The sequence below is a fragment of the Pontibacter sp. JAM-7 genome, assembly GCF_048548695.2.
In the GTDB taxonomy this organism is placed as follows: domain Bacteria; phylum Pseudomonadota; class Gammaproteobacteria; order Pseudomonadales; family Balneatricaceae; genus Neptuniibacter.
Genome location: NZ_JBLYIF020000003.1, coordinates 342,186 through 363,865, shown reverse-complemented (window position 1 = coordinate 363,865; position 21,680 = coordinate 342,186). Strand labels below are relative to the sequence as shown.

The 21,680-nt window shown below is 50.1% G+C and carries 24 protein-coding genes; 1 reads left to right on the top strand and 23 read right to left on the bottom strand.

The features are described from left to right. Positions 1 to 220 precede the first annotated feature (220 nt). The 18 genes from murI to ACFVYJ_RS06090 all read right to left on the bottom strand — a co-directional run bounded on the left by murI (position 221) and on the right by ACFVYJ_RS06090 (position 15,662). Positions 221 to 1,069: a glutamate racemase gene (murI, locus tag ACFVYJ_RS06175; protein WP_419415790.1), complete on the bottom strand. Its 849-nt coding sequence runs from the start codon at positions 1,067 to 1,069 to the stop codon at positions 221 to 223. Continuing rightward, positions 1,069 to 2,505 (bottom strand): ribosome biogenesis GTPase Der, encoded by a 1,437-nt coding sequence (der, locus tag ACFVYJ_RS06170; protein WP_419415791.1) that lies wholly within the window; start codon positions 2,503 to 2,505, stop codon positions 1,069 to 1,071. Before der ends, murI begins: the two co-directional genes overlap by 1 nt. 91 nt (positions 2,506 to 2,596) lie before the next feature. Then, positions 2,597 to 3,745: an outer membrane protein assembly factor BamB gene (gene bamB / locus ACFVYJ_RS06165; protein ID WP_419415792.1), complete on the bottom strand. Its 1,149-nt coding sequence runs from the start codon at positions 3,743 to 3,745 to the stop codon at positions 2,597 to 2,599. Continuing rightward, entirely contained in the window at positions 3,746 to 4,393 is a 648-nt protein-coding gene (locus tag ACFVYJ_RS06160) for a YfgM family protein (protein WP_419415793.1), read from the bottom strand. It lies immediately after the preceding gene. A 32-nt stretch (positions 4,394 to 4,425) separates the two neighbouring features. After that, a complete protein-coding gene (gene hisS / locus ACFVYJ_RS06155; protein ID WP_419415794.1) occupies positions 4,426 to 5,700 on the bottom strand; it encodes a histidine--tRNA ligase in 1,275 nt (424 codons plus the stop codon). A 23-nt stretch (positions 5,701 to 5,723) separates the two neighbouring features. Beyond that, a complete protein-coding gene (locus ACFVYJ_RS06150) occupies positions 5,724 to 6,698 on the bottom strand; it encodes a RodZ domain-containing protein (protein ID WP_419415795.1) in 975 nt (324 codons plus the stop codon). Further along, positions 6,695 to 7,462 carry a type IV pilus biogenesis/stability protein PilW gene (pilW, locus tag ACFVYJ_RS06145; RefSeq protein ID WP_419415796.1) on the bottom strand — a complete coding sequence of 256 codons (768 nt, stop codon included), beginning with the start codon at positions 7,460 to 7,462 and terminating at the stop codon, positions 6,695 to 6,697. The genes ACFVYJ_RS06150 and pilW overlap by 4 nt, the downstream gene beginning before the upstream one ends. Positions 7,463 to 7,472: 10 nt before the next feature. Next, positions 7,473 to 8,609 (bottom strand): dual-specificity RNA methyltransferase RlmN, encoded by a 1,137-nt coding sequence (gene rlmN / locus ACFVYJ_RS06140; RefSeq protein ID WP_419415797.1) that lies wholly within the window; start codon positions 8,607 to 8,609, stop codon positions 7,473 to 7,475. A gap of 78 nt (positions 8,610 to 8,687) precedes the next feature. Beyond that, positions 8,688 to 9,095: a nucleoside-diphosphate kinase gene (ndk, locus tag ACFVYJ_RS06135; protein ID WP_419415798.1), complete on the bottom strand. Its 408-nt coding sequence runs from the start codon at positions 9,093 to 9,095 to the stop codon at positions 8,688 to 8,690. A gap of 179 nt (positions 9,096 to 9,274) precedes the next feature. Beyond that, a complete protein-coding gene (iscX, locus tag ACFVYJ_RS06130) occupies positions 9,275 to 9,475 on the bottom strand; it encodes a Fe-S cluster assembly protein IscX (RefSeq protein ID WP_419415799.1) in 201 nt (66 codons plus the stop codon). Positions 9,476 to 9,485: 10 nt separating this feature from the next. After that, complete coding sequence (gene fdx / locus ACFVYJ_RS06125; protein WP_419415800.1) at positions 9,486 to 9,824, bottom strand: ISC system 2Fe-2S type ferredoxin; 339 nt, start codon at positions 9,822 to 9,824, stop codon at positions 9,486 to 9,488. After that, on the bottom strand, positions 9,824 to 11,698 hold the full coding sequence (gene hscA, locus ACFVYJ_RS06120) for a Fe-S protein assembly chaperone HscA (RefSeq protein ID WP_419415801.1): 1,875 nt from the start codon (positions 11,696 to 11,698) through the stop codon (positions 9,824 to 9,826). The genes fdx and hscA overlap by 1 nt, the downstream gene beginning before the upstream one ends. An 8-nt stretch (positions 11,699 to 11,706) precedes the next feature. Beyond that, the gene (hscB, locus tag ACFVYJ_RS06115; RefSeq protein WP_419415802.1) at positions 11,707 to 12,234 is read right to left on the bottom strand and encodes a Fe-S protein assembly co-chaperone HscB; all 528 of its coding nucleotides are present in this window, start codon (positions 12,232 to 12,234) and stop codon (positions 11,707 to 11,709) included. An 18-nt stretch (positions 12,235 to 12,252) separates the two neighbouring features. Next, on the bottom strand, positions 12,253 to 12,579 hold the full coding sequence (gene iscA, locus ACFVYJ_RS06110) for an iron-sulfur cluster assembly protein IscA (protein ID WP_419415803.1): 327 nt from the start codon (positions 12,577 to 12,579) through the stop codon (positions 12,253 to 12,255). 35 nt (positions 12,580 to 12,614) lie between these two features. Further along, on the bottom strand, positions 12,615 to 12,998 hold the full coding sequence (gene iscU / locus ACFVYJ_RS06105; RefSeq protein ID WP_419415804.1) for a Fe-S cluster assembly scaffold IscU: 384 nt from the start codon (positions 12,996 to 12,998) through the stop codon (positions 12,615 to 12,617). A gap of 28 nt (positions 12,999 to 13,026) precedes the next feature. Beyond that, positions 13,027 to 14,241 (bottom strand): IscS subfamily cysteine desulfurase, encoded by a 1,215-nt coding sequence (locus ACFVYJ_RS06100; RefSeq protein WP_419415805.1) that lies wholly within the window; start codon positions 14,239 to 14,241, stop codon positions 13,027 to 13,029. A gap of 19 nt (positions 14,242 to 14,260) precedes the next feature. Next, positions 14,261 to 14,761 carry a Fe-S cluster assembly transcriptional regulator IscR gene (gene iscR / locus ACFVYJ_RS06095; protein ID WP_419415806.1) on the bottom strand — a complete coding sequence of 167 codons (501 nt, stop codon included), beginning with the start codon at positions 14,759 to 14,761 and terminating at the stop codon, positions 14,261 to 14,263. A 160-nt stretch (positions 14,762 to 14,921) separates the two neighbouring features. Further along, positions 14,922 to 15,662 carry an RNA methyltransferase gene (locus tag ACFVYJ_RS06090; RefSeq protein WP_419415807.1) on the bottom strand — a complete coding sequence of 247 codons (741 nt, stop codon included), beginning with the start codon at positions 15,660 to 15,662 and terminating at the stop codon, positions 14,922 to 14,924. A gap of 119 nt (positions 15,663 to 15,781) precedes the next feature. On the opposite strand from ACFVYJ_RS06090, the gene ACFVYJ_RS06085 reads away from it, so the two are divergent. Next, positions 15,782 to 16,594: an inositol monophosphatase family protein gene (locus ACFVYJ_RS06085; protein ID WP_419415808.1), complete on the top strand. Its 813-nt coding sequence runs from the start codon at positions 15,782 to 15,784 to the stop codon at positions 16,592 to 16,594. A 69-nt stretch (positions 16,595 to 16,663) separates the two neighbouring features. Here ACFVYJ_RS06085 and ACFVYJ_RS06080 read toward each other — a convergent pair whose 3' ends face one another. From ACFVYJ_RS06080 to hflK, 5 genes are all read right to left on the bottom strand, one after another. Continuing rightward, a complete protein-coding gene (locus ACFVYJ_RS06080; RefSeq protein ID WP_419415809.1) occupies positions 16,664 to 17,959 on the bottom strand; it encodes an adenylosuccinate synthase in 1,296 nt (431 codons plus the stop codon). Positions 17,960 to 17,996: 37 nt separating this feature from the next. Further along, positions 17,997 to 19,172 carry an ATP phosphoribosyltransferase regulatory subunit gene (locus tag ACFVYJ_RS06075; protein WP_419415810.1) on the bottom strand — a complete coding sequence of 392 codons (1,176 nt, stop codon included), beginning with the start codon at positions 19,170 to 19,172 and terminating at the stop codon, positions 17,997 to 17,999. Between the two features lie 45 nt (positions 19,173 to 19,217). Further along, positions 19,218 to 19,415: a DUF2065 domain-containing protein gene (locus ACFVYJ_RS06070; protein ID WP_419415811.1), complete on the bottom strand. Its 198-nt coding sequence runs from the start codon at positions 19,413 to 19,415 to the stop codon at positions 19,218 to 19,220. Between the two features lie 116 nt (positions 19,416 to 19,531). Further along, positions 19,532 to 20,404 carry a protease modulator HflC gene (hflC, locus tag ACFVYJ_RS06065; RefSeq protein WP_419415812.1) on the bottom strand — a complete coding sequence of 291 codons (873 nt, stop codon included), beginning with the start codon at positions 20,402 to 20,404 and terminating at the stop codon, positions 19,532 to 19,534. 1 nt (position 20,405) lies between these two features. Next, positions 20,406 to 21,587, bottom strand: a complete 1,182-nt coding sequence (gene hflK, locus ACFVYJ_RS06060; RefSeq protein ID WP_419415813.1) for an FtsH protease activity modulator HflK — start codon at positions 21,585 to 21,587, stop codon at positions 20,406 to 20,408. Positions 21,588 to 21,680 lie beyond the last annotated feature (93 nt).

Here is a 21,680-nt window from a genome sequence, read left to right as displayed (position 1 = left end):
ATCCCAACAAGCGCCCACACGAATTATCTGATCAATTTGTTAAAGAGCGTGCTTGAACTTCCGCTCAAGCGAGGCGCGTATTATACGGCCTGTTCCTTAAGGGTCAACAGCTTTTTTGAGATAATTTAAGGTTTTTTGAAGACCTGAAATCCGGACTGTTTCAACTGGAACTGGCGGCGCATTTTACAGCACCACCTGGCACTGTCAACGACTTTTCCAATTAACCTTCTGCCGGTTCTAAATGCTGAATATCCACCACCTGAACCCGAGCGAGATCGATGGCTTCCGAAAAGAAATGATTGGCCACCCGCACGAAGCGTTCCGGACCATCCGTGACCATAAAGTTAACTTCACCGGAGCATTTCATCAGATTCGCAAGCTGGTGTTCTTGCAACTGTTTGGCGACGTATCTGGCGGTTGTATCTGCTGAATCCACCAGTGTCACCTTATCTCCCATGACGCGGCCAATACTACCCTGTAAAGCAGGAAAATGAGTACAGCCCAATACCAGAGTATCTATCCGCGCGTGCTGATCCTGTTTCAGGGGAGCCAAACACTGAGTTACGATCTGGTCGACCAACTCTCCGTCATGCCAGCCCTCTTCAGCCAAGGCAACAAATAGCGAACAAGCCTGGGCGACGATAGAAGCATCAGGGTTTCGCTTCAGTATAGCCGCTTGATAGGCAGCATTATTGACCGTACTTTCGGTGGCAATCACACCAATATGACCCGTACGGCTAGCATCACAACTGGCTTCTGCGCCAGGTTCTACAACACCCACGATTGGCAAATTAGGATACAACGCTCTAAGGGGCTCAATGGCGACTGCTGATGCAGTATTGCAAGCCACCACAATCATTTTCACGTTATTACGTAACAGACAGGCAACCGCCTGCTCTGCATAACGTGTCACAGATAAACTACTTTTCGTCCCATAAGGCACCCTTGCGGTATCGCCAAGGTATAGCAAGTTTTCCTGCGGCAACCGCTGACGCAAAGCGTTCAGTACCGTTAAGCCACCCACACCAGAATCAAACACCCCAATCGGCCAGTTCGCCTGCACCGACATTACTTTTTCTTCATCGCTTTTTTACGTGTTTGAGTTTTCAGCGCACGCACATGCTGCTTAAAGCGTTCTTTTTTTGCCAACTGTCGTCCAGTCAGCTGGTTTTTCTTACCTTCAAACGGATTTTCACTGGATTTAAATTCAAAACGGATGGGCGTACCACGAATACCCAATACCTTAGTGAATTTATTTTCCAGATAACGCTTATAAGCGCCTGGCAAAGCCGCTGTCTGGTTACCATGCACCACGATAATTGGCGGATTTGAGCCGCCCTGATGAGCATAACGCAGCTTAATACGCCGACCATTTACCATTGGTGGCTGATGCTCTGCCACTATATCTTCTAGGAAGCGGGTCAGCTTGTTGGTTGGCCACTTTTGCATGGCGCAGCTATAAGCTTCCTCAACAGAGTCATACATATTACCCACGCCGCTGCCATGCAACGCCGATATAAAATGGAAACGGGCGAAGTCAGCAAACGCCAGTCGGCGCTGTATCTGCTCTTTGACACGGTCTTTTTCTTCGCCGTTCATGCCATCCCATTTATTTAACGCGATGACCAGCGAACGACCTGTGTCCATAACGAAACTGAGCATATGCATATCCTGCTCAGTGACACCCTCACGAGCATCAATCACCACCACTACAACATTGGCATCTCGCACAGCCTGAAGGGTTTTCACAATGGAAAACTTTTCTACCGCCTCTTTTATATTTTTACGCCGCCGCACACCTGCAGTATCAATCAGGGTGTAGTGTTTTTCGTCTCTCTCATAAGGGATATAAACACTGTCTCGGGTAGTACCCGCTTCATCAAACACCACAACCCGATCTTCACCCAACAGGCGGTTCACCAAAGTTGATTTACCCACATTGGGACGACCAACAATAGCAATTTTAATACTGCGCTCAATCTCTTTGAGGTGGGCTTCATCCAGTTCTTCCGGAGCTGGCAATTCAGACAGCACAAACTCCAACAGCTGAGTGACACCGCGGCCATGAGAGGCTGCGATGGGTAGCGGCTCCCCAATACCCAAGGAATAAAAATCACCCACCGCCACATCAGGATTAAGACCATCCGTTTTATTGACGATTAAGTAACAAGGCTTTTCCTGGCGACGCAGGTGATTGGCAATCAACTCATCACTGGGATTAAGCCCCGCACGGCCATCCACTAAGAACATCACAACATCAGCTTCTTCCACCGCCTGCAATGACTGTTTGGCCATTTCATAATCAATGCCTTGCTCATCGCCGCTGATACCTCCGGTATCCACCACGATAAAATCCTGGTCGTCCAACTGACCCTCACCATATTTCCGATCACGTGTCAGTCCAGGCAGATCCGCAACCAGCGCATCACGCGAGCGCGTCAGACGATTAAAAAGAGTCGATTTACCCACATTGGGACGACCCACAAGAGCTATTACCGGAAGCATCGATTTTCCATTCCTGCTTATGTGCAGGGCTAAATAAAAAACGGCGGCTACCCGTTATCACAGATAGCCGCCCAGGCTGTTCAGACGAGAATTATTCCAGAGTAAGGGCTACAAGGCGACCATTATCACTCATCATGTACAAGACGTCATCGCTCGATACCGGTGCACCACTAAGGCCATAGGAGTCGATACGATGACGCGCGACAAAGCTGCCATCGACCTGAGACATAAAATGTATGTAGCCTTCTGAATCACCAACCGCAACAGCATTTCCCAATACCGTCGGCGCCGTTATCTGCCTGTTGGCCAACTGTGTCTGTTGCCAAACACTAGCACTGCTACCCAGATCAAACGCCTGCACAGCATCATTAGCTTCGCTGACATAAATATTACCAAAGCCAGAGGCCATTGCGCGGTGGCTGGAGATATCTTTAGACCAGAGGATCTCAGCACGGAACGGGTTAATCGCCACCAGTCGACCCTGGAAGCTATTCACATACAGGGTTTTATCAACCAATAAAGCTCGCGCATCGATATCCACCAGACGCTCCAGTTCTGAGCGACCTTCCGGCAGCGCTACACGGACATCCCATAACTCGACACCTTTATTGTTATCGATAGCGATAAATTTGCCATTAGCAAAACCCGCAAACGTGACATCTGCCGCAACGATAGGCGAACTGGTGCCACGCAGTGTCAAGCCGGGTATCTGCGTATCAAAGGTCCATAGGCGCTGCCCGGTTTGGGCATTAAATGCCACTAAGTTTCCGGTTATCACCTGAAATACTACAATCTCTTTATTAAACTGCGCCGGCACAATGGACTCAGAATTCAGCGTGGCCCGCCAAAGCTCCGTCCCGTCCTCGGCATTCAGCACAATGACTTCACCATTTTCAGCAGCCACGGCCAGCTGACCAAACCCGGCGCCTACCCCACCGACAATGGTCTGTTGCAAAGACTGCTGCCAGATCAGCTCACCGCTGTCACGGCGATAAGCAAATACGTTGCCTTCAACATCAGTGGCGTAAACTGCGTCTTCGCCAACAACCGGCTGAATCTGCTGATATTTACTACCTAGACCCTCACCAACATTGACTGACCAAAGAACTTTAACTTGTTTCTGCGGCTCAAAATCCACCAAAGGTGAAGGCTTGATAGCATCACCCCCATCACCAAAAAAACCACAACCAGCAAGCAGCAGACAGACCAAGCCTGCCGACAACAGATGCAGACGTTTCATTTAACTGCCCTCACCTGTCAGATCATGAATTTTCATCTCCAGTATCACACCGGGTGCAAGTGCAAGCGCTGACTCATATGCCGCTAAAGCTGCGGGTTTATCACCTAACTGAAGGTGGATATCGCCCAGTAATTCATGACGCTCTGCCGCGAACAGCTCTGTTGTCTGAGAACTCAACAGTGTCAACGCCTCGTCAGCCTGATCCTGAGCAACTAGAATACGTGCCTTGCCAATAACCGCCTGAATTCGCACTGGCTCTGCAGGCGTTTGAGCTATAACCCAATCCAACCGCTCTGCGGCCTGATCAAGCTCACCTTGGTCAACCGCCAAACGCGCCAGAACCAAACCCGCAAAATAAGAGTAAGCTGTGCCGTCAAATTCGGTTACCAGTTGATTGGCCAAATGCTGAGCCGTTGCCAACTTAGCTTCATCCTGTTGTGGGCCCAAAGCGCCAGCAACAGCATCCATCATATTCTGGTAGGTTATTGATGCGCCTTCAGCAGTGGCCGCACGCTGTTTTTGCCAACCCTGCCAGCCAGCAACAAGCGCCAAGGAAACCGCAATCGCCAACAGCAGCGATTTGCCATTTTCTTTCCACCACTGTTTAAGGGCCTGAACCTGTTCTTCTTCGGTGCGTAATTCAGCCACCCTGATATCCCCTTACCTATTATTCTGTAGAGTTATGCGTTGTGCTGAGATATTTCAGCAATCTTACCGGCCAATGTGTCTAGTGCAACATCAAATACCGGCTCATCGCGATGCCACAGGGTAGCCGATAAATTATTCTCTGCCGAGCCTTTTATCAGGACAACAACCGGAGCCCCGGTTTGCTTGGCTTTTTGACTGATATTTTTCAGACCACCGCAATGAATGCGAATCCGCAGGCCTGGCAAATCATTCCTTAACTGCTCTGCCAGCAGAACCACTTCAGACTGAAAACCTTTACTTTCTGCCGCAAGATAGACATCAAATGGCTGACGCAGTGCTTCCGGCACACACCTCAGTGTTTCCAACAGCAGCACCAACCGCTCCACGCCCATGGCAAATCCCACCGCGGGGGTTGGTTTGCCTCCAAGCTGTTTGACCAAGCCATCATAACGTCCGCCAGCACAGACAGTGCCCTGCGCGCCCAACTTATCCGTGACCCACTCAAAAACAGTTTTACAGTAGTAGTCCAAGCCCCGAACAAGACGTGGATTGATCTCATATTCCACACCGGCCTGATCAAGAATTGCCGTCAATTCTGCAAAATGCGCCCTGGACTCTTCATCCAAGTAATCCGCAAGTACCGGAGCGTCCTGGAGAATTGCCTGGGTATTCTCATCTTTGCTATCGAGAATACGCAGTGGATTACTCTCCAGTCGACGCTGACTGTCTTTATCCAGCTGCTCGCGATATTGAGCAAGGTAGGTAACCAGCGCTTCTTTATACGCCGCGCGCGCTTCGTTACTGCCCAACGAATTAAGTTGCAGCGTTACCGAATCCAATAAACCCAGGGTCTGCCACAAGCGAGCACTAAGCAGAATGACTTCAGCATCAATATCTGCCGCAGCCATACCGAAGGTTTCAACACCAATCTGATGAAACTGACGATAACGTCCTTTCTGAGGTTTTTCATAGCGGAACATCGGGCCGCGATACCAGAGACGCTGCATCTGGTTAAATAACAGCCCATGCTCTTCTGCGGCACGTACACAACCGGCAGTCCCTTCCGGACGCAATGTTAAGCTTTCAGCATTACGGTCTTCAAAGGTGTACATCTCTTTCTCAACAATATCGGTAACCTCACCGATAGAACGCTTAAAGAGATTGGTTTGCTCTACTACAGGCATCCGAATTTCTGCGTAACCATAGGCAGACAATACATTTTGTACTGTCTGCTCCAGATACTGCCAGACTGGCGTTTCCTGCGGCAGAATATCGTTCATGCCGCGAATGGCTTGTATTTTTGCCAAGTGACTAACCTTGTACTGCTAAATTATTCCGAGAGGGGCAATGATAACCGGACGACATTGTTGCTACTGTATGCCGCGAGTTCAATATCCTCGCCATTGTATCGCACCGCACTGACAGCATCCGCTGCACCGAGGATAATCTTGAGTGGCGCACCCGTATCAAGAGTCAGGGTCTGACCACTGCGGCGAGTATCACCCACCAATCGCTGACCCGTTGTTTGGTTACGCACTGATACCCAGCAGTCGGCGGCAAACTCGATGACCAAGCCAGTCTCCACCATTTCCGCTGGAGCAACACTATCTTCCGCTGACACAAGCGACTGTGCTTCATCTTGGGTAGAGGCATTCTGATCCAAGTCATTCTGCAAAGCGGTTAATTCATCATCGGACAGATAAACCGGCTCAGGTTCAGAGACTGCCGCAGATGCCGTTTCTATATCATTGATGCCACTACCCGCGGTGTCGGTGTCGGTTTCATCAAGTTTGGGTAACACCAACGTGCCATCCTGATTTACCACCGGTGCATCAGCGACAGGTTGCACAGCCTGATCTGGCTCAACGCCTGTCACTGTAGAGCCTGACTGGGTCTGCCACCACCAGAAGGTCAACAAAATAATGCCTAACACAAACAACCAGGTGAATAGCTTCATTAGCGGGTCATTCACCTTCGCCTGCTGCCTTATGCGTGATACCGACTTCACCTGCCCAGCCTGACTAGCGCCATTGCCGGGAAATGATTTATCAAACTCAATAATCAGCGCATTGTCATCGAGCTTCACTAGGCGGGCATAAGCACGAATATAGCCCCGAGCAAAAACTAGGCTTGGCAAACCAACGACTGAGCTGTTCTCCAGTATATGGATATAATTTACCGGCAGATTTAGCTGCGCCGCCACCTGCGACTGAGGCATCTCGCGCGCTTCACGCGCGGTTTTGAGTGTTTCACCCCAGCAGACTGATGTCAGTCCATCCTGTCCCGCTTGTTCTTCACTGCTCAACGGGAAGACTCCTTATATTGTTGATACTCTTCAGATTCTGGGTACAGATTTTTTAATATCAATGCAAAAGTGGCAGCACGCGAGGTATTACCCCGCATCCGCTCAAGACGAATACCTACCCACAAACTTTTTGCATAATGCTCAGTCTGCCGTTTGTCCACCAGTTCCAGAAAACGGTCAAAATATTTACCTGCGTCTGCTGGTTCATTTGCATCAATCAGCAGATCGGTCAGTTCCACCAGAGAAACCGGACGATTTTGGGTGACCTGTAACGAACGTTGAAAAGCATGCTTGGCAGCATCATCACGTTGCAGCAGTCGATAGCAACGCCCGAGATTTTCGAAAGCTTGGGAGCGACGCGTGTAAAAGGGGTCTTCTGTCGCACGGGCAATTTCCTGACACGCTTCTTCATAGCGTTGGTTAGCAAACAGGAAGGCACCAAAATTGTTATGCATCATCGCTGAATCAGGTTCCAGCTGGGTGGCCTTACGATAGTAAGTTTCCGCCAGAGCGGTATCACCTTCCAACTGAAACACCAGCGCCAGTCCGTTATGCGCCTCGGCATAACCGCTGTTCATTTCGATCGCACGTTGAAAAGATTGTTTGGCGTTACTGGTATCACCTTCCTGGAGATACTCAAAGCCAAGGCGAGTATAGACATCATAGGTTTTCAATTCGCTACCACCCAGACGAGGTTGCGGCGAACTACAGCCAACCAGACCCAGCAGACATACCCCGATGACGAACTGACAAATCCCTCTCACTATGTCTCTCCTATTGCAGTCGGTCTGACTCCCCGCTGCCGGTTTCTTGAACGATAGGAATATATTTCTGACTGCGGCGGGTACGATCAGCAACCTGGCCAACCAACTGACCACAAGCGGCATCAATTTCATCGCCCCGCGTACGTCTAACAGTGGTCACAATACCACCTCGTACCACAATCTCTTTGAAAGCGAGGATAGCGTCTTCTTGAGGCCGTTCATAGCCGGAATTTGGGAATGGGTTAAATGGAATCAGATTTAGTTTGGACGGCATACGGCGCAGCACCTTGACCAACTGGCGAGCATGCTCTGGCTGATCGTTTACGCCAGCAATCATTGTATATTCAACCGTGATCACCCGCTTATCACTCAAGTTTTCCAAGTAACGGTTACAAGCGGCAATCAGTTCATCAATAGGATAACGGCGATTGATCGGTACCAGCTCATCACGCAATGCATCATTGGGGGCGTGTAGTGATACCGCTAAAGAAACATCGGTGACTTCACGCAGTTTATCAATAGCAGGAACAACACCGGCAGTCGACAAAGTAACACGACGTTTGGATAAACCATAGGCATTATCCTCCATCATTAGCTGCACCGCATCGACAACATTATCAAAGTTCATCAGCGGCTCACCCATACCCATCAGTACCACATTGGTGACGGCCCGCTGAGAGGTGGTGTCGAATTTACCGCTGGCACGGATAGCAATACGTAACTGACCAATGATTTCTGCCGTGGTCAGGTTACTGTTAAAACCTTGCTTACCGGTAGAACAAAAACTGCAATCCAACGAACAGCCAACCTGAGAAGAAACACACAGGGTTTTACGTTCACCTTCAGGAATCAGCACCGCTTCGACGCTGGATCCACTCTGCGTGCGCATAACCCATTTCTGGGTGCCATCTTTAGAGGTTTTCTCCAGCAGCACTTCAGGCTCACGAATTTCAGCAATGCCACTCAGCTTCTCACGCAGCGCCTTGCTGATATTCGTCATCTGTTCAAAGTCAGTAGCACCCAACTGATGAATCCACTTCAGCACCTGAACTGCACGAAAGCGTTTTTCACCTATTTCTTCGAAAAAGGCTTCCAGCTTAGTCGGGGTCATACCCAGCAAGTTTACTTTGGTTTGTGCTTCAGTCATGGTGCGATTCTCAGTTGCTGCCCATATAACGCAAAACGCCTGTACCGAATACTAAGGCACAGGCGCAAGCATCAGCAATTACTTGCCGAAGAAATAGGCAATTTCACGCTCAGCGGACGCTGCAGAATCAGAACCGTGTACCGCATTGGCATCGATAGACTCAGCAAAATCACGACGAATAGTACCTTCAGCCGCTTCTTTCGGGTTAGTTGCACCCATCAGCTCACGGTTAAGAGCAATAGCATTTTCACCTTCCAACGCCTGCACTACGACAGGGCCTGAAGTCATAAATGCCACCAGGTCAGCAAAGAACGGGCGTTCTTTATGCTCTGCATAAAAACCTTCGGCTTCAGCCTGGCTCAGCTGCTTCATTTCCAAAGCAACAATTTTCAGACCTGCCTTTTCAAAACGGCTTTCGATTTCGCCGATTACGTTTTTAGCAACAGCATCCGGTTTAATGATGGACAAAGTACGTTCAGTGGCCATGCATTTAGCTCCCATAATAAAGATGAAAAAAAGAGGTATCTAAAAACATGCCGCCGGCGATTCATGCCTGCCATACAGTATGCTTTTGGATACCACCTTAATGCGGGGCGGATTATACGCCAGAGCGGTGTCAGAAAACAGTAGCCCGCAATTGCATGTCGTATTGCCACCAAGCTGGCTTATTCAAGCTCCTCAAGCCAGGCCATCTGAATGCCTTCAAGAATCTTTTCACCACAGCGCTGCGGATCATCATCAAACGCTTCCAGTGCCATCACCATCTCATACAGTTCAGGAAAACTGACCTTCATCGGGTCTTGCTCTGGAAACTGATCACACAGCTCAATAGCAATATCGTAAACATCAACCCACTTCAGAGACATAATTTAACCCTCAGTGACGTTCAGAAACCTGATTGATCGTATACTTAGGCACTTCCACCACCAGATCAGTATCACCAACCACGGCCTGACAACTTAAACGCGATTCCGGCTCAAGGCCCCAAGCCTTATCCAGCATATCATCTTCTAACTCGTCAGAAGGCTCCATGGAATCAAAGCCTTCACGCACAACCACATGACAGGTGGTACACGCACAGGACTTTTCACAAGCGTGCTCAATTTCGATACCGTGTTCCAGCGCTGCATCACAGATAGTGACGCCCGGATCTACTTCAATCACCTTCCCTTCCGGGCACAACTCATCATTTGGTAAAAAGATAATCTGTGGCACTACTGATTCCCCTCAATTTCATCCACGGTATGCCCGCGCAATGCCTTCTGTATACTTTGATCCATACGGCGGCCTGCAAATTCATCCGATGCCCGCGCCAATGCCTGAATACCACTTTCAATCGCCTGACTATCTGCCTGCTGCTTCAGGATGTCTAGCTTGTCCATTTCAGCCTGCAACTGCTGCCGCTCTTCGTCAGTTAACAAGTCACCATCCACCTGCAAGGCGTCCCGTAAGGAGACCAATAAGCGATCTGCCTCAACCTGTTGTTCACGCAGTGCTCGCGCCTCTTTATCCGAATTCGCATTAAGGTAAGACTGCTGCAGCATATCGGCAATTTCTGCATCACCAAGCCCATATGAAGGCTTGATCTGCACCGAGCTTTCAACACCCGACACCAATTCTTTAGCAGCAACCCCCAGCAGACCATCCGCATCAACCTGAAAGGTCACACGAATTTTGGCTGCACCCGCATTCATCGGCGGGATACCACGCAACACGAAGCGCGCCAGCGAGCGACAATCATCTACCAGCTCTCGCTCACCCTGCAATACATGAATCATCATTGCAGTCTGACCATCTTGATAGGTGGTAAATTCTTGCGCTTTAGCCACCGGGATAGGGGTATTACGGTGAATTACTTTCTCTACCAGACCTCCCATGGTTTCAAGCCCTAAAGAGAGCGGAATCACGTCCAGCAACAACATATCGCTCTCAGGCTTATTACCCGCCAATACGTCAGCCTGCAATGCAGCACCAATAGCCACGACTTTATCAGGATCGATATCCACATGCGGTAGACGATCGAATAACTGCTCCACCTGCGAACGCACTAACGGCACACGAGTTGACCCGCCCACCATCACCACTTCACCAACTTCAGCAGCAGATACACCCGCATCTTTTAGCGCCCGTTTACAGGCACGCAGTGTGCGCTTTACCAGCGGCGCGATCAACTCATCAAACTGGACACGACTAATGGTCAGTGCATGCTTAACACCTGCCAAATTCAGAGCAATTGTCGCTTCTGACTGGGTGCTTAACTGCTCTTTGACACCTTTAGCTTGTTCGGTAAGCTGCCGCGCCTCAGAGGCGTTCAAAGCCCCAAGGTTCAGTTCTTCAGCCACCCATTGCGCCAGCGCATAATCCAGGTCATCACCACCCAGGGCACTATCGCCCCCGGTCGCCAATACTTCAAAGACCCCTTTATTCAGGCGCAGGATAGAGATGTCGAAGGTTCCACCACCCAGGTCATACACAGCGATGACACCTTCGCCACCCTGATCTAAACCATACGCCACTGCAGCCGCTGTAGGCTCATTCAACAAGCGCAATACTTTCAAACCGGCTAGCCGGGCAGCGTCTTTGGTGGCCTGGCGCTGAGCATCATCAAAATAGGCCGGCACTGTAATCACGGCACCCGTCAGCTCACCACCCAGCGCGGCTTCAGCCCGCTCAGCCAGCGTACTGAGAATATCCGCCGACACCTGTACCGGGCTTTTTTTACCCGCCGCTGTTTCGATATACGGCATCCCCTCCGGCTCACCAGAAAAACGGTACGAGCCTTCAGTACTCAGCGACTTCAGGTCTGCAACACCACGCCCCATAAGGCGCTTGACGGAAATAATCGTATTGTACGGGTCATCAGAAGCATGACTGAGCGCCTCGTAACCAACCTGATGCGAGCCACAGGGCATATAACGCACTACAGAGGGCAACAGGGAACGATCGTTCATATCCGGCAGAGTGACAGGCTCGCCGCTACGTACGGACGCCACCAATGAATTAGTGGTACCCAGATCGATACCTACCGCCAATTTATGTTGATGCGGAGCAGCGCTCTGCCCCGGTTCAGCTATCTGTAACAACGCCATAGTTTTGATTAGTCATCCAACTGATCTTCGAGACGCTCGATCTCTGTGGCCAGTTTTTCAATAAATTGCATTTTACGGACAGTTACCGTGGCCGTATCCAGATCCGGTGCCTCGTACTGCTGAGCAAACGACTGACGCAGTAACTTCAACTGATCTTCAACTGCTTCAGATAGTGCTTCAAGCTCAGCCAACGGATCATTCGCATCCATCACTGACTCCAGTTGTTCTCGCAGCTCCATCTGTTGCATCAGAAACATGGGGTCAATCGGCGTTGACGACTCATTGTGAGTATCAATGTCAGCTAGAGACAACAAGTACTGGGCGCGCCGCAACGGAGATTTAAGGGTGGAAACACCCTCGTTCAGATAGGCCATATACTGCACAGCCCGACGCTGCTCCTGGTCTGAAAGGTGCGCAAAACGGTCAGGATGAAGTGTTTTTTGCAGTTCTCGAGCCTGATCCGACAAACGGATCAGGTCAAGTTGATAGGCAACCGGCAGGCCGATAAATTCGAAGTAATTTTTTCTGATATCCATCAATCCTGCCCGGCTTAATCAGACATTGAAGCTTTCGCCGCAACCACACTCGCTAGAGACATTGGGATTGTTGAACTTAAAGCCTTCGTTCAGCCCTTCTTTGACGAAATCAAGCTCAGTGCCATCGAGGTACAGCAGACTCTTTGGATCAATAATAATCTTCAGGTTCTGCTGCACTTCAAACACCTCATCTTCGGATTGGACGTCATCGACAAATTCAAGCACATATGCCATGCCTGAACAGCCTGATGTACGGACACCCAAACGAACACCTTCGCCATGACCACGTTTTTCAAGATAACGGGCAACGTGGTTCGCCGCGGCATCGGTCATGGAAATAGCCATAATTGCTCGAACTCCAAGTAACAGGGGCCTAAAATTTACTTATCTTGCTTCTGCTTGTAATCAGCAATAGCGGCTTTGATTGCATCTTCCGCCAATACTGAACAGTGAATTTTCACTGGTGGCAGAGCCAACTCTTCAGCAATTGTCGTGTTCTTCAATTCAGATGCTTCATCCAGCGACATACCTTTAACCCACTCAGTTATCAGTGAGCTGGACGCAATAGCAGAACCACAGCCATAGGTTTTGAATTTAGCATCTTCGATAATGCCAGCATCACTCACCTTGATCTGCAAACGCATTACGTCACCACAGGCTGGCGCACCCACCATGCCGGTGCCAACGGATCCATCTTTATCATCCATCTTGCCGACGTTGCGCGGGTTTTCGTAATGATCAATTACCTGTTCACTATAAGCCATGATAATCTCCTCAAAATCTCTGTGATAATCAGTGGTGAACCCACTCAACTTTGCTTAGGTCAACACCATCCTTGAACATATCCCACAGAGGCGATAGCTCACGTAATTTCATAACTGCGTGGTGAATCTGCTTAACAGCGCAATCCACTTCTTCGTTAGTTGTGAAACGCCCGAACGAAAAACGAATGGAGCTGTGTGCCAACTCATCGCTAAGTCCCAGCGCACGCAGAACATAAGACGGTTCCAAACTTGCCGATGTACAGGCTGAGCCAGAAGATACAGCCAGATCTTTCAGTGACATCAACAGTGATTCACCCTCAACGAAAGCAAAACTGACATTCAGATTGCCCGGCACTCGTTCAGTGGCAGAACCGTTCATATAAACTTCTTCAATATCATTCAGCCCGGACATCATGCGATCACGCAGAGCTGCCAGACGCTTGGCTTCGTCAGCCATTTCTTCTTTGGCAATTCGGCAGGCTTCACCCATACCTACAAGCTGATGAGTTGGCAACGTACCGGAACGCATACCACGCTCATGCCCACCACCATGCATCTGCGCTTCCAGGCGGATACGTGGTTTACGACGAACATACAGGGCACCAACACCCTTAGGACCATAAATTTTGTGTGCCGAGAAGGACATCAGATCAACTTTCATCGCGTCCATGTCAATCTCAATCTTACCCAGGCTTTGCGCGGCATCTACATGGAAGATAATGCCTTTCGAACGGGTCAATTCACCAATTGCAGCAATGTCCGTGATAGTGCCAATTTCGTTATTGACATGCATCAGCGACACCAGAATCGTATCTTCCCGGATCGCTTCAGCCACCGCTTGCGGCTGAATAAGACCATCCTGACCCGGTGCCAGATAAGTCACTTCAAACCCTTCACGTTCAAGCTGACGGCAGGTATCCAAAACCGCCTTATGCTCAATTTTAGAGGTAATAATGTGCTTACCTTTGCGCTGATAGAAGTTCGCAGCACCTTTAATCGCGAGGTTATCAGATTCGGTTGCACCAGACGTCCACACAATTTCCCGTGGGTCAGCACTAATCAAATCCGCCACCTGGCGACGTGCAATCTCAACCGCTTCTTCCGCTTTCCAGCCGAACAAGTGGGAGCGGGACGCAGGATTACCAAAATTACCATCCTGAGTCAGGCAGGCCATCATTTTCTCAGCTACCCGCGGATCAACCGGGGTTGTTGCAGAGTAATCCAGATATATCGGTGTTTTCATTCTCTTCTCCGAGCCTTGCTCACACTACTGCTTCTTCACGACCAACACGATCTTCTGTAGATGGAACCAAAATCTGCTCCATATGTATCCGATCCTGTCGGTTTGAAATCTCTTGTACGTCGCGTCTTGCGACCAGCTCCTGTAGGGAAATCCCACTGAGGAACCCATGAATTTGCTCACTCAGGTCACACCACAAATGATGCGTAAGACAGATTTCACCACCCTGACAATCAGCTTGATTGCGGCATCCAGTCGCATCCACGGATTCATTTACCGCGTCAATCACTTCAGCCACATTAATCGCCGAACGCTTCCGGTTTAGCTGATAACCACCACCTGGACCACGCACACTGCGCACCAGCTCATTGCGGCGCAGCTTCGCGAATAGTTGCTCCAGATATGACAGAGAAATCCCCTGACGTTCAGAAATATCAGCCAGGCTGATCGGCCCATTACCTTCATGCAGGGCCAGATCAAGCATCGCTGTTACAGCGTATCTTCCCTTGGTGGTTAATCGCATAATTTTTCACCCAAAATGCTTGTCTGCATGTTGCGGGTATTATGCAATACCTGACAAAAAGAGTCAACTTTATAACCCAGTAAAAGTGTCGGAATTAACGCGCTCGCATAATTTTTTTGGGGCGGAATTTTACCATGAAAGATATCAAATCCCCATGCCACTAACCGCTGATCCTTTTTTGTACGGCTTTTAAGATACCCCTCAGTACATTCACCTCTACTTTATCCGGCACCGCCCTGAGGAAAAGCCGACGCAATCGGGGCATCAACTGACGCGGGTTTTCCGGATCAAGAAACTCAATATCCACCAGAGTCTGCTCCAGATGCTCAAACATCCGCTCAAGCTCAGCATTTTCAGCGAGCTCGATATCCCAAGGCGTACCCCACTGAGGCTGATCTTCCCTAGCACCTGCCGCATAGAGCGAAGCCATTCGCAATTCATAACTGATAACCTGAACGGCAGCGGCGACATTTAGCGAGCAGAAGTCAGGATTTGCCGGAATATGCACATGCTGATGGCACAATTGCAGCTCATCATTGGTCAAACCCCGATCTTCACGACCAAATACTATGGCTACCCGGGTATCCGCCGCCGCTGAGCTAACAATACCCGCCAGCTCCCGAGGATTAACCAACGGCCAGGGAATATGCCGACCCCGCGCACTGGTTCCCACCACCAGATGACAATCCGAGATCGCCTCGGACAAACTGGCGTGTACCACGGCATTATCCAGCAGGTCTGTAGCGCCAGACGAGCGCGTAATCGCCTCTTCATGAGGGAAAAATTTTGGCGCAACAAGATGCAACTCAGACAGGTTCATATTCTTCATTGCCCGGGCAACAGCACCAATATTGCCGGGATGTGTGGTATTCACCAGTACGATACGGATATTCTGCGACATAGCTCACCAGCCTATGAAAGGGGCAACATTCTAACAGATCTGGATTCAGCAGTTCAGCCACCCCGATTCCTCGGGTATAATGCGTTCATTAAATAGAACTGTCTGCAGGTTTCCTACTGATGCAACCCATGGTGAATATCGCTCTACGCGCCGCGCGCGTAGCAGGCGAACAGATTGTACGTGCCGTTGAACGGCTCGACCTTATTAAAACCGACCCCAGTGAAGTAAACAGCTTACTGAACGATACCTGCAAAAAAGCCGAACTGAGCATTGTTCACAGTATTCAAAAGGCTTACCCGCAGCATCGTGTGATTGGTGAATATACCGGCGAGCACGCCGCCCAGGGAGATATTACTGAATTCACCTGGTACATCAATCCAATCGACAGCATCTCCAATTTTTCCAATGGACTGCCGGTGTTTGCTATCAGCATGGCTGGCCAACATAAAAATCGAATCGAACATGCCCTCGTACTAAACCCGGTTACTGGGGAAGAGTTCACGACTAGCCGCGGCAAAGGCGCTCAGCTCAACGGCAAGCGGCTACGCGTCAGCAACCACAAAACAATTGATCAGTCACTGATTGGCACCGGCTTTTTCAACCGCAGTAGTGATAAGCCACACCTGGAAGCCTATCTGGATATTTTCCGCTCTATGACACTCGCCGGCGGAACCATTTACAACGGCGGCTCACCCGCACTGAATTTAGCCTATACCGCCGCCGGTCGAATCGACGGCTTCTATCAGATCGGTCTGAATCAGTGGGAAATGGAAGCCGGCATCTTGCTGGTACAAGAAGCTGGCGGACTGGTTGGCGACTTCAAAGGTGATAACCAGTTCCGCAATAACGGCCACCTGGTTGCAGCCAACCCGAAAATGTTTAAGTCATTGCTGCAGAGTCTGAAACCCTGCTTAACTGACAGCCTTAAATAACATTCAGGCTTTATATTGACCAAAAAAAACCGCGATTATAATCGCGGTTTTTTTATCTGCCGACGCTTGTTACACCCCGTAAGGATTACGCAAGACAATGGTTTCCACACGATCAGGACCAGTAGAGATGATATCTACCGGCGCCTCAACCAGCTCTTCCAGCCGCTTGATATAATTCACTGCAGCTGCAGGCAATGCATCGATTGACTTGGCACCCACTGTAGATTCCTGCCAACCAGGTAAAGCTTCATAAACGGGCTGCACCGCCTCATAGTCTTCACTACCGCTGAGTGAAGTCACGACATTACCTGACGCATCCTTATAGCCAACACAGATATTAATCTGCTCCATGCCATCCAACACATCCAGCTTAGTCAAACAGATACCAGACACCGAATTAATCTGAATAGCGTGACGCAACGCAACCGCATCGAACCAACCACAACGCCGCGCACGACCAGTGGTAGAACCAAATTCATGACCACGCTCAGCCAAACCTTTGCCGATATCGCAATGTAGCTCGGTAGGGAACGGCCCACCACCGACACGGGTAGTGTAAGCCTTGGTGATACCCAGAATGTAGTCGAGATATAACGGACCAAAACCACTACCCGTTGAAGTACCACCCGCAGTAGTATTCGAAGAGGTCACATAAGGGTATGTACCATGGTCAATATCCAGCAGCGAACCCTGCGCGCCCTCAAACATAATGTTTTCACCGCGCTTACGCAGGTCATGCAACATAGCGGTGACATCAGCCACCATCGGTGCTAATTGATCACCCATTGCCAGCGCTTCATCCAGTACTGTCTGATAATCTACCGGATCAACCTTGTAGTAATTTTGCAGCTGAAAATTATGGTATTCCATCACTTCTTTAAGCTTGACCGCAAACCGTTCAGGCGCTAACAGATCACCCAGACGCAAACCCCGGCGCGCTACTTTATCTTCATACGCAGGGCCTATACCACGACCGGTGGTACCAATTTTGGCATTACCACGCGCCAGCTCACGCGCCTGGTCCAAAGCTACGTGATACGGCAAAATCAACGGACACGAAGGACTCAAACGCAAGCGTTCACGCACCGGCACATCAGCCTCTTCAAGCCCTTTTATCTCTTTCAGCAACGCTTCAGGCGAAAGCACCACACCATTACCGATCATACAGACTACGTTTTCACGCAGGATTCCGGATGGAATCAGGTGCAGAACGGTTTTTTCCCCATCAATAACCAGGGTATGACCCGCATTATGACCGCCCTGAAAGCGGGCCACAGCAGCGGCTTGGTCTGTCAGCAGATCTACGATCTTACCCTTACCTTCATCACCCCACTGGGTACCCAGAACAACTACGTTTTTGCCCATTGCTGCCTACTTGAATTCGATCAAAAAATAAATCTGATTACAGATCAACGACTTGCCATTGACCCTCTTGCTGTACCAACTCCGCGGTACAAGGCGTTGACGGCGCTACACCAGTCAACGCAAAGATCACGGTTTCACCCTGCTGCCGCAGAAGCGAGACCTGCTGCAACAAAGCAGCATCTTCCAATGCCGGCGCCAAAATACGGCGCGACCCAGCAAAGGAAGCATTAGATAATTCTGCCAGCGTGCTCAGGTCAGCACTGAAACCAGTCGCTGGCCTGGCGCGGCCAAAATCACTACCGATATGATCATAACGCCCACCACTGGCGATTGACTGACCAAAAGCGGGTGTATAAGCCGCAAATACAACACCGGTATGATAGTTATAACCGCGCAATTCACTGAGATCGAAATACAGATCCAGTGACGGTTCGCGCAGCGCAATACGCGCGGCCAACTGCTGCAGGTAATCAATAGCTTCAATGACTTCAACCGGCGCTTCGGCAAACACAGTCAATGCTTTCTGCAAGACTTCACTGCCACCATTCAACTGCGGCAATGCCAGCAATGCCTGACTTTTCACCGCATCCAGCGCCAGACCATCGACATAAGCCTGCAACTCCGGCAAAGCCTTACGCCGCAGGATATCCTGATATTCTTCTTGCTGGGTCGCAGCCAAACCAGTCCAGCCCAGCAGACCACGGAATACACCAACATGGCCCAGATCCAACGTCAGTTCCTGCTGCACCCCAGCCGACTGCAAGGTTTGCATCATCAGGCCAATTATCTCAACATCGCTTTCAATACCGGCATGACCATATAACTCAGCACCAATCTGAAGCGGGTTACGCGAAGCCAGCGGCTGCGCCGGACGCGCATGCACAACTGTGCCGCAGTAACAAAGACGGGTAACCCCTTCCTGACGCAGGCGGTGGGCATCAATACGTGCAACCTGAGGTGTGATATCGGCACGCACCCCCAGGCTATGACCGCTTAACTGATCGGTCACTTTAATGGTATTCAGGTCAAGATCACGTCCAACACCTGTGAGCAATGAATCGAGGTGCTCAACCAGGGGCGGCATCACCAATTCATAACCCCAACTAACATGGAGGTCCAGCAACCGCCGACGCAACAACTCCACCCCGTATGCTTTGGGTGGTAACAGCTCTTTGATGCCTTCAGGAAGCAGCCAGCGATCGGCCAATGCCATGTAAATACTCCGTTATTTCTCTTAGCCGGCCAATGCCAGCCACTCTCAATTCACCAGATATAACAAAATCAGGCCTGCCAGCATGCTGGCAAAACCGATGACGCGCAATACACGGTCGTCTACTCGCGCTAACTGCTGAACCAGATTACGCCAGCGCTGCGGATACAGAAACGGGATAACACCTTCCAGAATCAGCATCAGACAGAAAGCAATCGCTAATTCATGCCAAAACTCAGTGGGCATACTGCCAATCCAATTCCACACTGCCACAAAAAAACCGGGCAAAACCCGGTTTCCGTATTCTATCATGTAATCAGGGAAAATCGCCCCTGATTACATGTTTTTTTCTACCAATCGCTTCAAGGTGCCGTAGATTTATCCAGGTACTTGAAGAAGTCGCTATCAGGCTTCAGCAATAACACGTCACCATTTTGACCGAACGATTCACGATAGGCCTGCAGGCTGCGATGGAAGGAGTAAAATTCCGGGTTAGCTGAGTAAGCTTCGGCATAAATACTTGCCGCACCAGCATCACCTTCACCTCGAATCTCCTCTGACTCGCGATAGGCCTGAGCCTCAATAACGGTTTTCTGGCGATCAGCATCAGCACGAATACCCTCAGCCAGCTCTTTACCACGGGAACGCAGCTCTCTGGCTTCACGCTCACGCTCAGTACGCATACGCTGATATACAGACTCTGAGACTTCAGGCGGCAGATCGATACGTTTTACCCGTACGTCAACTACCTCAACCCCCAGTTCCGTCAGAGCTATCTTACTCAGATTAGCAGTTAGCTCTGCCATCAGCTCTTCACGCTCACCGGACACAACTTCGGTCACAGTACGCTCACCAAACTGATTACGCAGGCCCGTATCGACCCGGTCAGACAGCAATTGAGCCGCCTTGAATTCATCACCAGAAGTCGCAGTGTAGAATTTCTCTACATTACCCACCCGCCATTTGACGAATGAATCAACGATCAGTCGTTTCTTCTCCAGCGTCAGATATGCCTGAGGGCGCGCATCAAGAGTCAGAACACGGGAATCAAAAATTCGCACCTTGTTAACGATAGGAATTTTAAAGTGGATACCGGGCGTCACATCGGCGTTATACACCTCACCAAATTTCAGCAACACCGCACGTTCAGTCTCTTTAACAATATACAGAGTACTTTGCGCCAGCAGTATCACAGCACCAATAACAATCAAACCAAATATGGATTTGGACTGCATGTTAACGCCCCTCCCTTCTGGTTTCCTGACGCAGGCGAATTTGATCAACCACCTGGTCGGTCAATTCCCGCAAGCTATCGCTGTTAAGATTTACCGGGTCCTTGCTGGCAGTTGCAACACCACGGTTCTGCAACAGCTTATCCAGCGGCAGGTACATCATGTTATTACCACCTTCCACATCAATCAGAATTTTCGGGTTTTCAGCCAAAACTTTCTGCATCGAATCCAGATACAGACGCTCACGCGTTACCACTGGCGCCTTCTCATATTCCTTTAACAGTGCCGAGAAACGGTGCGCATCACCCTGAGCCCTGGCAATAACTTCTTCACGGTATGCACTGGCCTCTTCCAGCATACGCTGGGCACGACCACGCGCCTCAGGAATGATGCCGTTTGAATAAGACTCAGCCTCGTTTTTCACTCGCTGCTCATCCTCTCGCGCCTTGATCACATCATCAAACGCATTCTGCACCTGGTTAGGCGCTTTCGCTTCTTTGATATTGACCTTGGATATCTGCAGACCTGTATTGTACTCATTCATGTACTGCTGCAGGCGAGCCTGCACCTGAATCGACAGAGCATCACGACCCTGTGTCAGGATAGAGTGCATATCGGTCGAACCTACTACGTGACGCAGTGCTGATTCAGCCGCATGAGACAGACTTGCTTCCGGGTCACGGACTCGTAGCACAAAGGACTCAGTATCAGAAATGACATACTGCACGGTCATCTCTACATCAACAATGTTCTCATCCTTAGTCAGCATCAGAGCACGATGATCACGCGTACGGACACGAGTAACGTTGACCGGCGTCACGATATCAATCAAAGGCGGATTCCACTGCAGACCGGGACCTACCGTTTCATGGTATTTCCCCAACCGAAGCACAACACCGCGCTCCTGCTGATCAAGGGTGTAGACACCCAGCCCCATCCAGACCAGTACAGCCACAATAGCGACAACCAGAATCATCCGGCCACTGCTGCTTTTACCACCCCCGCCGTCACCACGACCGGAACGACCTTTGCCGCCACCAAACAAGCTATTCAGCTTATCCTGCAGCTTGCGCAGCGCCTCATCCAGATCAGGCGGCCCCTGATCACCGCCATTACGACCACCGCGGTTATTACCACCCCAGGGATCCTGATTATTGCCATTGCCTCCCGGCTCATTCCAGGACATAAAGATCTCCGTCAAAACTACCTTTAGTTGTGAAGCGTAAGATACCTGCCCACCTACCCTGTGTATAGGGAAAGTCACAGATAACTGACACGC